9 protein-coding genes are annotated in these 12,523 nt (G+C 68.5%); 6 read left to right on the top strand and 3 right to left on the bottom strand.

The window, feature by feature from the left end; translation table 11 throughout:
• Positions 1-52: 52 nt before the first annotated feature.
• Positions 53-1,381, bottom strand: coding sequence for an ATP-binding protein (locus OHS03_RS33030; protein ID WP_328664519.1), 1,329 nt, complete (start codon positions 1,379-1,381; stop codon positions 53-55).
• Positions 1,382-2,084: 703 nt separating this feature from the next.
• On the opposite strand from OHS03_RS33030, the gene OHS03_RS33025 reads away from it, so the two are divergent.
• The 5 genes from OHS03_RS33025 to OHS03_RS33005 all read left to right on the top strand — a co-directional run bounded on the left by OHS03_RS33025 (position 2,085) and on the right by OHS03_RS33005 (position 8,828).
• The gene (locus OHS03_RS33025; RefSeq protein ID WP_328659397.1) at positions 2,085-2,714 is read left to right on the top strand and encodes an MspA family porin; all 630 of its coding nucleotides are present in this window, start codon (positions 2,085-2,087) and stop codon (positions 2,712-2,714) included.
• Positions 2,715-2,799: 85 nt separating this feature from the next.
• Positions 2,800-6,627, top strand: a complete 3,828-nt coding sequence (locus OHS03_RS33020) for an nSTAND1 domain-containing NTPase (RefSeq protein ID WP_328659395.1) — start codon at positions 2,800-2,802, stop codon at positions 6,625-6,627.
• A 65-nt stretch (positions 6,628-6,692) separates the two neighbouring features.
• Positions 6,693-8,402: a PspC domain-containing protein gene (locus OHS03_RS33015; RefSeq protein WP_328659393.1), complete on the top strand. Its 1,710-nt coding sequence runs from the start codon at positions 6,693-6,695 to the stop codon at positions 8,400-8,402.
• On the top strand, positions 8,395-8,607 hold the full coding sequence (locus tag OHS03_RS33010) for a hypothetical protein (protein ID WP_328659391.1): 213 nt from the start codon (positions 8,395-8,397) through the stop codon (positions 8,605-8,607). The genes OHS03_RS33015 and OHS03_RS33010 overlap by 8 nt, the downstream gene beginning before the upstream one ends.
• 86 nt (positions 8,608-8,693) lie before the next feature.
• A complete protein-coding gene (locus OHS03_RS33005) occupies positions 8,694-8,828 on the top strand; it encodes a hypothetical protein (RefSeq protein ID WP_268793533.1) in 135 nt (44 codons plus the stop codon).
• Position 8,829: 1 nt separating this feature from the next.
• Here OHS03_RS33005 and guaA read toward each other — a convergent pair whose 3' ends face one another.
• Positions 8,830-10,404 carry a glutamine-hydrolyzing GMP synthase gene (gene guaA / locus OHS03_RS33000; protein WP_370585280.1) on the bottom strand — a complete coding sequence of 525 codons (1,575 nt, stop codon included), beginning with the start codon at positions 10,402-10,404 and terminating at the stop codon, positions 8,830-8,832.
• A 132-nt stretch (positions 10,405-10,536) separates the two neighbouring features.
• Here guaA and OHS03_RS32995 point away from each other — a divergent pair, with 132 nt between their 5' ends.
• On the top strand, positions 10,537-11,337 hold the full coding sequence (locus OHS03_RS32995) for an alpha/beta fold hydrolase (protein WP_062984487.1): 801 nt from the start codon (positions 10,537-10,539) through the stop codon (positions 11,335-11,337).
• 5 nt (positions 11,338-11,342) lie between these two features.
• On the opposite strand, the gene OHS03_RS32990 is transcribed toward OHS03_RS32995, so the two are convergent.
• Positions 11,343-12,497: a GuaB3 family IMP dehydrogenase-related protein gene (locus OHS03_RS32990; protein ID WP_328659389.1), complete on the bottom strand. Its 1,155-nt coding sequence runs from the start codon at positions 12,495-12,497 to the stop codon at positions 11,343-11,345.
• Positions 12,498-12,523 lie beyond the last annotated feature (26 nt).

Genomic DNA, 12,523 nt, shown 5'->3' with positions numbered 1-12,523 from the left:
CACCGCGGTGTCCGGGCGTCGAAATCGGCTCGGGTTCGGTGTGATCGCGCACTCAGGGGTCGGTCGGATGGTCCTGCGTCGACGCGCGGTCATCGGTGGTCGGCGCATCCTCACTCGCGACCTCGTCCGGCTCCGAGGTCCCCGAGTCGGTGCGCGGCATGACAATCCGCACCTCGGTGCCACGCCCGAGGGTCGAGTCGATCTCGGCGGTGCCGCCGCGGCGCTCGATTCTGGCGCAGATCGACTTGGCCACCCCGCGCCGGTCGGCAGGCACCGCCGACACGTCGAAACCGGCGCCGCGGTCGCGCACGAAGATGCTCACCTGGTGGGGTTCGGTCTCGGCGAACAGGTCGATCTCGGGGACGTCGGCGTGCTTGGCGGCGTTGACCAGCGCCTCGCGGGTGGCACCGAGCAGGGCGGTGAAGTGTTCCTTGGGCAGGCCGGCGCCGGTGTCGCCGGGGTCCATCGCGACATCGCCGACGGTGACCGGGGTGACCTTCACGCCGTGCTGGTCCTCCACCTCACCGGCGATGGTGCGCAGTGCGGTGGCCAGGCTGGACTGGGCGGGCGCGGTGTCGTCGAAGAGCCACTTGCGCAGTTCGCGCTCCTGACTGCGGGCCAGGCGGAGCACCTCCTGTGGATCCTCGGCCTGACGCTGGATCAGCGCGAGCGTCTGCAACACCGAATCGTGCAGATGGGAGGCGATCTCCTCGCGTTCCTCGTTGCGGATGCGAGCGCCGCGCTCGGCATTGAGCGCGCGGACCATGCGCAACCACAGCGGCACCGTCAGCAGACCGGCGCCGACCAGGGTGACCGCCACCGCGATCAGCGCGGACCCGAGCGAACTGAGATCGATCCTGGCCAGCACCACCACCCCGAGCCCGACCACGATCAGCGTCGCCCCGGCCACGATGCGCGACCAGGTGACCACCGAGGGTCGCGCGGGCAGCCCGAACAGGGCCCGTGGACCCGGCGCGGCCACATCGTATTCACGCCACACCAGCGCGGCGCCGACCGCGACCACCACGATCGGCGCGATCACCTGCGCCGCGGTCCCCTGGAACAGCCACCCCACCGTCACCGTGAGCCCGAGCCCGAGCAGGGCCAGCCCGATCGCCTGCCTGCGCTCGTCACCGGTCGGTTTCACGGCGTCCGCGCCACCGGGCGTGAAGATCCACAGCAGCCCGTAGGCCACCAGCCCCGCACCGACAATCGCGGACAGCAGCACGAACGCCAGCCGCACCTTGATCACATCGACGCCGAGATGGTCGGCCAGACCACCCGCGACACCGCCGACCACCCGCCCACCACTGCGACGGACCAGGCGCGGGGGCTCCGGCAACGGCGCACCCACCGGCTCGGGACCGGGGGCAGGCAGCATGGGCCGATAGCCGCGAGGCACCCCATAGCCCTGCGGGCCCCCCGGATAACCCGGCGCGGCCCGGTACTGCGGCGGCGGAGGGTAGTGCTGCGGCGCCCCATACACCGCAGGCTGCTCCCCGAACGCGCGCTCTACGAAACGACCGCGCGGCCGATGCCCACCGGACCGCGGATTCGCCGCGGCCCCGGGCCCGTCGGAAGGCCCTACCGCATTACCCGGTTGAATCCCGTTCGCGGCCACCGGCGCACGACCCACCGCACTGTTGCCGACCGCGGGCCGAAACCCGTTCTGCGCGCCGGATGCGGGGTGCGCGTCGTTCCCAGGGACACTGCTGTACCCGTGGGGGTACCCCTGGGTGGCCTCGCGAGCGGGAACAGACGGATCCATGCTCTCGATAGTGGCACGCGGGCGCGGCGCCGACATCAGGAAAGTCCCCGATATCGTCCCCGATATCGACGATCCGCCGCTGACCTGGGCGCCGACCTGTCCGGTCCGGACAAAAATAACGCCCTACCTGGGGGTATGGCCGATCCAGTGAGGGACCGGAACGCCGACGGCGGACCGCCGGACCGGAAACTCCGCCACAGGGTCCTCAACAGGTCTTTTAAGCCGACGGGCGGGCACTCCGAAAGCCCGGCCGCAGAAGCTCTTCCTACGTTGATGGCAGGCCGCAATCACGGCCGCCGCTTCAGGGGAGGAACACGTGAACATCATCACCACCGTGCTGGGCGCCGCTGCGATCGGACTGAGCGCCATCGGGATGACGCCGATGGCTTCGGCGACGCCGATGGCACCGCACGAGACGACCTATCACGGGCCTGTCGGCTTCGAACTCACCCTCGGCCATACCGAGGAGGCCTACCGGCTGGTCCCCCCGCTCAACGCGATGCCGACCAATCGCGAGGTGTTTCTCGACAACACCGCCTACGTCACCGCACCGCCCGGCGCGACCGGCAAAGTCAGCTCCGGCTATCTCGTCGCCTGCGCGGTGGACCTGACCCTGTCGGTCGGGCTCGACGGCGGCATCTCGGTGGGCGCGGGGGCCACCATCGGGTTCGGCTCGTCCGGCCCCGATGTGTCCGCCGACATCGGCCCGTCGATCTCGGCCGGTCTCGATCTGAGCCTGTCGCTGGCGCCGGGCGAGATCAAGAAGATCGACGTGGGATCCATGCCCCTCGGTTCGGGTACCACCTATCTGGTGAACCGTGACTTCCATCTGATGGTGGGCAACTGCGGTGGGCCGCTCAACGTCTACTCGTGGGCGACGGTCACCGCGAGCGCCGGACAGGTGAGCGCGACGAACTCGATCTTCGGCGACACCATGTTCCTGTAGGCCGAATCGGGGCCCGGCGACTCGCCGGGCCCCGATCGAGCCGAATACCATGACCCTCGGTCGTTTTCATCGAACGGGGGGTTCCTTGACCAACTATGACGAGCAGAGTTCTTCGCCGCGTGCGCTTTTCGCCCAGAGGTTCGCCGAACTCTATGCCGAGGCGGGCAATCCGACCTTGCGTCGGGTCGCCACGGCCACCGAGCGGCGCATGCGCGGCGCCCAGGCGGGCACGCCGTCACCGCAGCGGATCAGTGACTGGAAGGCCGGGCGCAATGTGCCCGCTCGCTTCGAATCGCTGCTGCCGGTGATCCTCACGCTCGTCGAGATGACCGCGAAGGCCCAGCGCGACCTACCACGCAAGCTCGCCGACCCGCACGAGTGGCAACGGCTCTGGCAGGAGTCGGTCACCTGGACGGCAGCCGCGGGCGACGGCGAGACCTGCCCCTACCCCGGCCTGCGCGCCTACCTACCCGAGGAGCACACCTTGTTCTTCGGACGCGAGCAGGCCACCGCCGAATTCGTCGATCTGGTCCGCGCGACCACCGGCATCGTCGTGCTGATCGGCGCGTCGGGGGCGGGCAAGTCCTCGCTGCTGGCAGCAGGTCTGCGACCCACGATCGACCTCCCCACCGCGACCATGACGCCGGGGGCGACACCGACCACCGGACTCGCGGCGACGCTGACCGACGACCTGAGGGTGCTGATCGTCGACCAGTTCGAGGAACTGTTCACCCTGTGCCAGGACGAAGCCGAACGCGCGGCTTTTCTGTCCGCGCTCGCCGACCTACCTGAATCAGTGACCGTCGTACTGGCGCTGCGTGCCGACTTCTACGAACAATGCCTGCACCAGCCGCTATTGCGGAACGGCCTGCAGCGCAACAACTACCTCCTCGGCGCGATGTCCATGGACGAGGTGTCGCACGCGATCACCGGACCGGCGGCCGCCGCCGGACTCACCCTCGAACCCGGCTTGGAAGAGCTGGTGCTCACCGAACTGCGCGGGCTCGGCGGGCACCTCAGCGCCGACGGCTACGATCCCGGCGCGCTGCCACTGCTGTCACATGTGATGGCCGCGACCTGGCAGCAACGCGAAGGCCGCAAACTCACCGTCGCCGGGTACCGCAAGGCGGGCGGTGTCGCGGGGTCGGTCGCCGAGACCGCCGAGCTGGCCTGGAGCGAGCTGACTCCGGGGCAGCAGACCGCCGCGCAGGAATTGCTCGGTTCGCTCGTCACCGTCGGACAGGACGGGCGTGACACCAGGCGCACGGTCGACCGTGCCGAATTGCTCGGCCGCAGCGATGATCCCGACAATTCAGCGGAAGCGCTCGAAGTCCTCGCGGCCAGCAGACTGATCGCCCTCGACGCGGGCTCGGTGCAGTTCCCCCACGAGATCGTGCTGACCGCGTGGCCCCGGCTGCGCGGCTGGATCGACACCGACCGGGTCGGGCACCTTGTCCGGCAAAGGCTTGAGCACGATGCGACGGAATGGGAAGCAGCGAAACATGATTCAGCGCTGCTCTATCGCGGAACCCGACTCGACAACGCGAACGAGCACACCGGCCGGACACCGATCAGTCCGCGCGTGCGTACCTTTCTTCACGCCTCTCGGCGGTCGGCACGCAACAGTGGGCGCTGGCGGATCGTGGCGGTCATGGTTGTGTTCGCACTGCTCGCCACCGGTGTCATCGCCGTTGACCGCAGCAGGCTCGCCGATCAGCGCGCGTTGGACCGCGACTACGCCGAATTGGTGGCCGCGGCGCAACGGACCAGAAGCAGCGACCCGTCGATCTCTGCGCAATTCCTGTTGGCCGCGTATCGAATCCGGCCCGATGATGCGACGCGCACCCAATTGTTGAACAGCCAGGATTCACCACTGGCCGTCAGTGTTCCCGCCCACGAGCGCGGTGTCTCCACGCTGGCTTATCGCGCGGCCGACGCGCTACTGGTTTCGATCGCTTATGTGGGAGATACCGCCTTCTGGGATCTGCGCGATCCCGTGCGACCACGCCGACTCACTACCTCGCTCGGCACGGGGACCTACCATCTCGAATTCATCCCCGGGAGCACCGACGCGGTCACCCTCGGCAATTCCGGTACCCAGCTGTGGGATCTCGCTCGCCCCGAGGCTCCCCGCCTGATCCACACCTTCGAAACCCTTCGCGCCAAAGGGATCTCGGTCGATCAAAGCGGAACGCGACTTGCCGAAATCGACGGCTCGACGCTCACCCTCTGGGCTATTCGCGATCGGTCACGGCCCTCGCGCACTCTCACCCTGTCGTTACCCGGCGCCGGCAACGCCTTCCACACCGCCGAATTCGGCTCTGGTGGCGCGATTCTCGTCGTCGGCACTGTCACTCGCGACACCTACGCCGCCGCCGATACCATGCAGTTGTGGGACACCACGGTCGGGCGTCCCATCGGACCGCCGATATCCACCGGCCTCAGATATCTCCGATCCGCACTCAGCCCGGACGGCACCCGACTGGCCATCGGCACGCAAGGCAGGACGAGCACCAGCAGCGCAGCATCGAGCCAGTTCGAACTCTGGGACATCACCGATCCGCACCACCCACGCACCTTCGGTTCCGCTACCCGAATCGACAACGATGTGCTGACCTCGCTCGCTTTCCACCAAGACGGGAACCTCCTCGTCACCGGCTCCGACGAGGCCGCGCGACTGTGGAACATCTCCGACCCGGCCCAGCCGGTGCAAGCGGGCCCCGCCCTGTCGGTGACCCCGGCCGCCTGCCCACAGATCCGGCATTCCGTGTGCAGAGGCGGACCGACGTCCCTGCTGTTTCTCCCCGACGAACCGATGCTCCTCGGCGCGGGGTACGACGGACTGCTGCGCACCTGGACGCTGCCCCGCTCGACGGTCGACGTGATTCCCAAGGAGCCCGCAGAGGCAATGTTCGATCGAACCGGCGACCGGATGGCCATGCTGACTCGGACCAGCGACGTGATGGTCTGGGATACCACCGATGTCCGTCGCCCGGCCCGACTGACCACGATCCCGGAGGCACCGGGGGTGTCGAACCCAGTCCTGAGTCCGGACGGACGCACTCTGAGCCTGCACGATCGGGATGGCCACCGGCGGATCGTCTACGACCTCGACGATCCACGTCATCCGCGACCACTGCCCAGCTGGCCGACCGGCGAGGCCATCTACTCGACGGTAAAGGGCGACCGGATGCTGCTCACTTTCACCGACTCCGTCCAGATGTGGGATGTCACCGACCGCATCGCGCCCGAGCCCCTCGGACTACCGATCACCGCGCGGATCGGGAAGGTCGTCAACGCCGGATTCAGCCTCGATGGCAGCCTGGTCGCCATGGTCCTCGCCGACCGCCGTAGCGACTCGGACGTTCACTACTTCAGCCAGATCTGGAATCTGGACGACCCTACGCACCCACGCTTGATCGCCGAAACCGACACGGAACTCACCACCGGCCTACAGTCGTCCCCATTCCTGCCCGACAACCGGACCATCGCCATCACCAAGGGCGATCGCTTCGGCCTGTGGGATATCGACGCACCAGAGACCTTCACCCCGCTCATCGACACGATCCGCACCGAAATCGGCCCGATCAGCTGGATATCGGCCTCAGCGGACGGCACCGAGCTGGCCGTTTCGAGTGACGACGGCACAACCAGCCTGTGGAACCTCGACGACCCCCACGCACCACGCAAGTACGGCGGCTCACTCGGCCCTGCCGACGGTCGCACCCGACAGGTGACCATGCACCCACGTGGCGAACAGCTCGTGATCGTCACCGACAACGGTCAGCTCGGCGTGTGGGATCTCGACGCCGAGACCGTCGCCGCACGGATCTGCGCGTCGACCGGCCGACTCACCCGAGCCGTCTGGCGCGGTCAGCTCGCGAACGTCGCCTACCGATCCCCCTGCCCCTGAACCCGGGCAATTATCAGGGTTACCCCCGATGTGCGAAAGGGGTGGCTCGGCACACCATGGATGGCATGAGCAAAACGAGCTTCTCCGACCAGGTTCACCAGATGTGGCAGACGCGGCCCATCCGGCTGCCTCGGCAGGGGCCGATCGCCGGGGTGGCGGCGGGTTTCGGGTTGCGGTACGGGGTGGACCCGGTGCTCGTGCGGGTGGCCTTCGTGGTGTCGACCATTTTCGGTGGGGCCGGGATCGTGCTGTACCTGCTGGCCTGGCTGGTGCTGGGGTCGGCGGGCAACGAGGTGTCGGCGGCGCAGGCCCTGTCGTCCCACGATCGGGGGTCGCATTCGCAGACCAAGACGATCGTGTTGATCGTCGCGCTGGCGATCGCCGTGTCGACCATGGGGCCGATCGGGCTGGGGATGGGCGGGGGCGGGGTGGTCAGCTTCGGGCTGATGCTCGCGGGCTGGTGGATGCTGTATCTGCGTCATCCCGAGCTGCCTGCGGGGTTCGATGCCTACCGGTCTCCGCTCGGCACGACGGGCTACCCGGGTGCGGGCTACCCGACCGGCGTCCCGGTGCGTGGCTATCCGTACAACCCGGAGGTACCGCCGACGGGGATGTACACGCCCTACACGAAACTCCCCGATGCCTACGTGCCCGATCCGGCGCCCGCCCGCGCGGCCACGGCCGAATCGACCCCGCTGTTGCGTGTCGATGCCACCGAGACGGTCGTCCTGCACAAGGACATCGACGAAACCGGTGAAACCACTCCGGATTCGGTAGACACGGTCCGGATCACTGTGACGCCGACGGAAGCCGGCGAGCCCGAACAAGATGACGCGGATTCGGCGCCGACCAGCCGCCTCGACGTCACCGACGCGACTTCGGATGCACCGAAAGCGGCAGGCCTGAGCGAGCAGACAGCGGATCCGGTTCGTCCGGTTGATGATTCGGCCGCGCCCGTCGATCTCGACAAGCGTGCGGACAGCCCGAAAGCCGAGGTCATCGAGACACCTGCAGCCGAAGTGAACTACGCCACCGCCGTTCTGCACAAGAACCTTCCCGGAACCATTTCTCCCGCACCGGAACCCGTTCGTATCAACGCGCAGGTGCCCAACGGCTGGGACCCGCTCGCCGTCGCCCCTCTCGCCTGGGAACTCCCGGAAGCGACACCCCAGCACGCCCCAGTAGCGCCGCCGCCACCGAAACGTCCACGCTCCCGGCTGACTCCGGTCACCATCGGCCTGGCGATCCTCGCCGCGGCGCTGGCGGGTGCCGCAGCAGCCTCGGGCGTCGAATGGATGACCCCGGCACGGATCGCGGCCTTCGCCTTGGCCGTGGTCGGACTCGGCCTCGTCGTCGGCGCGTTCCTGCGACGCGGGTACGGGCTGCTGGTGCTCACCGCCCCGCTGGCCGGTTTCGTGGTGTTGGCCTCCCTGATCGGGCCGATCGAATTCGACAGCGCCACCATGGGTGACCGCACCTGGGCACCGGTCGCGCTCACCGAACTACAGCCGACCTACGCGGTGAACATGGGCTCGGGCACGCTGGACCTGCGCGAGCTGAACCTCACCGAATCCCGCACCGTCGAGGTGTCGGTGAACATGGGCGAGGCCACCGTCCTGCTACCGGAGAACATGACCGTGAAAACTACTTGCGAGGTCGACATGGGCGAATCACACTGCACCGACGGCATTTCCGGACCCAACACCCCCGGTGCCCCGGTCCTGGACCTGCGCGTCGCGGTGCACATGGGTGAGGCGGCGGTGAATCGTGGCTGAGCAGAACAGCGTCGATACCCGACGCCGACCCGCGTTCACCCTGCTGACCACCGGCCTGATCGCGCTGGCCGTGAGCGTCTGGGCACTACTGGGCGCACCTACCCCCGACGAGGGCGGCATCCTGCCCGTCGGCTGGGGCGTGGTGATCGCGGCCATCGTCATCGGACTGCTGCTCACGCTGACACCGAGCCGTAAACACCACTGACCGAAGGACAACCCAGGAAACCAGCAATGGCCCGTCATCGTGACGGGCCATTGCTGTTGGACGAGACCAGTTGGAGGACAAGGGCGATGGACCAATCCGATAAGCAACCGGAAACCCCGCTGGCGAAGGTCCTGCCACCGGCCACCCACCGACCGCACACCGGCGGCTTCCTCCTGGGCAGGCTCCTGCTCACCCAGGCGGCGCCGCCGCGACCGGTCTAGGTCACTCCCACTCGATGGTGCCCGGCGGCTTGCTCGTCACGTCGAGGACCACGCGGTTGACGTCGGCCACCTCGTTGGTGATGCGCGTCGAGATCCGTTCCAGCACGTCGTAGGGCAGCCGGGTCCAGTCCGCGGTCATCGCGTCCTCGCTCGACACCGGACGCAGCACGATCGGATGACCGTAGGTGCGACCGTCGCCCTGCACACCGACCGAACGCACGTCGGCGAGCAGCACGACCGGGCACTGCCAGATCTGCTTGTCCAGACCGGCGGCGGTGAGTTCTTCGCGGGCGATGGCGTCGGCCTGGCGGAGCAGTTCGAGCCGGTCGGCGGTCACCTCGCCGACGATGCGGATGGCGAGACCCGGGCCAGGGAAGGGCTGGCGGGCAACGATTTCCTCGGGCAGGCCCAGTTCGCGACCGACCGCGCGGACCTCGTCCTTGAACAGCAAGCGCAGCGGTTCGACCAGGTCGAACTCGAGGTCGTCGGGCAGGCCGCCGACATTGTGGTGGCTCTTGATGTTCGCGGTGCCGGTGCCGCCACCGGATTCGACGACGTCCGGGTACAGGGTGCCCTGGACCAGGAACTCGACCTTCGGGTCGCTGCCTTCGACCGCGCCCTCTTCGATGACGATGCCCGCGACCGCGTCCTCGAACGAGCGGATGAACTCGCGACCGATGATCTTGCGCTTCTCCTCGGGATCGGAGACGCCCTTCAGTTCGCCGAGGAACTTGTCCACCGCGTCGACGGTCACCAGCTTGGCGCCGGTCGCGGCGACGAAGTCCTGCTGGACCTGCTCGCGCTCACCGGCCCGCAGCAGACCGTGGTCGACGAACACACAGGTGAGCCGGTCACCGATCGCGCGCTGCACCAGCGCGGCCGCCACGGCGGAGTCGACACCACCGGACAGACCACAGATGGCGTGCCCGTCACCGATCTGCTCGCGCACACTCTCGATCAGCGACTCGGCGATGTTGGCCGGGGTCCACTGGGCGGGGATGCCCGCGAGCTCGTGCAGGAAGCGGCTGAGCACCTGCTGGCCGTGCGGGGAGTGCAGCACCTCGGGGTGGTACTGGACACCGGCCAGACGACGCGCGCGATCCTCGAACGCGGCGACCGGAGCGCCCGCGGTGGTGCCGGTGACCTCGAAGCCCTCAGGGGCGTCGGTCACCGCGTCACCGTGCGACATCCACACCGGCTGGATGGTCGGCAGACCGCCGTGCAGCACACCACCGTCGATGTTCAGTTCGGTGCGGCCGTATTCGCGGGTGCCGGTGTGCGACACCGTGCCGCCCAGTGCCTGCGCCATCGCCTGGAAGCCGTAGCAGATGCCGAACACGGGCACGCCGAGATCGAACAGCCGCGCGTCGAGTTGCGGTGCGCCCTCGGCATATACGCTCGACGGCCCACCGGACAAGATCACGGCCAGCGGCTGCTTGTCGGCGATCTCTTCCACTGTCATCGTGTGGGGAATCACCTCGGAGAACACGCGCGCCTCACGCACCCGTCGGGCGATCAGCTGGGCGTACTGCGCGCCGAAGTCGACGACGAGGACCGGTCTCTGAGTATCTGCCACCGCCACAGTTTAGTGACGGGGTGCGGCGAGCAAGCAGCGGGCATCGTCGGAGCGCGGACTCGCCGTAGTGACTGTGCACGACGCGCCCACATTCTTGGGCGTGGCGGGGTGGCTCTGGCTATCCTCGTCCTCGTGCCATTCGCCCGCGCGATCGACGCCGACATCTACTACGAGGACAGCGGTGGCACGGGTCCGGTGGTGTTGCTCGCCCACGAATTCTTCATGGATCGCACGATGTTCGCCTCGCAACAGGCCGCACTCGCACCCGAATTCCGGATCGTCGCCTGGGACGCGCGCGGTCACGGCCGCACCAAAGACCAGCGGTTGCCCTTCACCTACTGGACCGCGGCCCGCGACGCGCTGACCGTGCTCGACTCGATCGGCGCCGAACGCGCCATCGTCGGCGGTACCGCGCAAGGGGGCTTCACCGCCTTGCGGACCGCGCTTGTCGCGCCGGAACGGGTCGCCGCGTTGATCTTGATCAGTACCGAGGCGCACGGGCCGACCCTCGGCCAGTCCACCGCCACCCAGCGGTTCCTCGACGAGTGGCACGACCGCAGCTCCCGCGAGGAGGCCGCGGGCCGGCTGGCCGACTGGCTCATCGGCGACGACACCTGGTACCGCGACATCTGGACCCGGCGCTGGGTCGGCGACGCCCACAGCGGGCTCGACGCCGCCGTGGGCTGCCTGCTCGGGCGCGATTCGGTGCTCGACCGCTTGCGCGAGATCACCTGCCCGGCGCTGATCATCCACGCCACGCAGAGCGGGATCGCGGGCGCGAGGGCTCGGACGCTGGCCGACGGGCTCACCGCCTCCACCTTCGTGGAGATCGATGGCGCCCGCCTGGCCGTCACGATGACCCACCCGGAACCGGTCAATACCGCGATCTCCCGGTTCCTGCGGGATCGGGTCTCACTGACCCATGTGCGTTAGCGCTTTCAGCGGACGCTGAGCCCGACCTTCTGGAATTCCTTGAGGTCGGAGTAGCCGGCCTTGGCCATCGAACGACGGAGGCCACCGACCAGGTTCAGCGAACCGAACGGGTCGTCGGAGGGGCCGTAGAGCACACGCTCGAGGTTCGGGCGGGCCACCGCGCCGTCGGGGCCGTCGAGCCAGGCCTCGTCGACCGGCAGGAACGAACCACGCGGCACCGAGGGGTGTGCGGTGGCCGAGGGCCAGTACCAGCCACGACCGGGCGCCTCGGCCGACGCCGACAGCGGCACACCGAGCATCACGGCATCGGCGCCACAGGCGATGGCCTTGGCCAGCTGACCCGAGGTGGCCACATCGCCATCGGCGATGACGTGCACGTACCGACCGCCGGTCTCGTCGAGGTAATCGCGACGGGCCGCGGCGGCATCGGCGATCGCGGTCGCCATCGGGACGCCGATGCCGAGCACCTCGCCGGTGGTGGTGGCGCCGGGGAACGAGCCGTAGCCGACGATGACGCCCGCCGCGCCGGTGCGCATCAGGTGCAGCGCGGTGCGGTGATCGCTCACGCCACCGGCCACGACCGGCACATCCAGCTCGGAGATGAAGGTCTTGAGGTTGAGCGGCTCGTCGCCACCGACGTGCTCGGCGGAGATGATGGTGCCCTGCACGACCAGCAGGTCGATGCCGGCCTGGAGCAGCGCGGGGGTCAGCGCACGGGCGTTCTGCGGGCTCACTCGCACCGAGGTGGTCACCCCGGCCGCCCGGACCTGCGCGACGGCGGCGGCGAGCAGGTCTGGCTGCATCGGCGCGGCGTGCAGTTCCTGCAGCAGCGAGATGGCCTTTTCGTAACCCCCCTTGTCGACCAGATCCAGCAGCTGATCGATCTTGGCCTGCACGTCGGCGTGGCGCGCCCAGAGGCCTTCGCCGTTGATCACACCGAGGCCGCCCTGGCGGCCCAGCTCGATCGCGAACTCCGGCGAGACCAGCGCGTCGGTGGGGTGCGCGAGCACCGGGATCTCGAAACGGTAGGCGTCGAGCTGCCAGGCCAACGAGACCAGCTTGGACGAACGCGTCCGCCGCGAGGGAACGATATCGACGTCATCGAGCTCGTAAGTCCGACGGGCGACCCGCCCCATACCGATTTCGACCATGTCACGCACAGTTGCTCCTGTGTTTTTGGAGCGCT

Source organism: Nocardia salmonicida (assembly GCF_036142455.1).
In the GTDB taxonomy this organism is placed as follows: Bacteria; Actinomycetota; Actinomycetes; order Mycobacteriales; family Mycobacteriaceae; genus Nocardia; species Nocardia salmonicida.
This window is presented reverse-complemented; position numbering and strand designations above follow the sequence as displayed.

Bases quoted from the DNA above. Each gene is read 5' to 3' on its own strand.
- OHS03_RS33030 (WP_328664519.1), bottom strand. From the start codon at position 1,381: ATGCTGCCTGCCCCCGGTCCCGAGCCGGTGGGTGCGCCGTTGCCGGAG.
- OHS03_RS33015 (WP_328659393.1), top strand. From the start codon at position 6,693: ATGAGCAAAACGAGCTTCTCCGACCAGGTTCACCAGATGTGGCAGACG.
- OHS03_RS33005 (WP_268793533.1), top strand. From the start codon at position 8,694: ATGGACCAATCCGATAAGCAACCGGAAACCCCGCTGGCGAAGGTCCTG.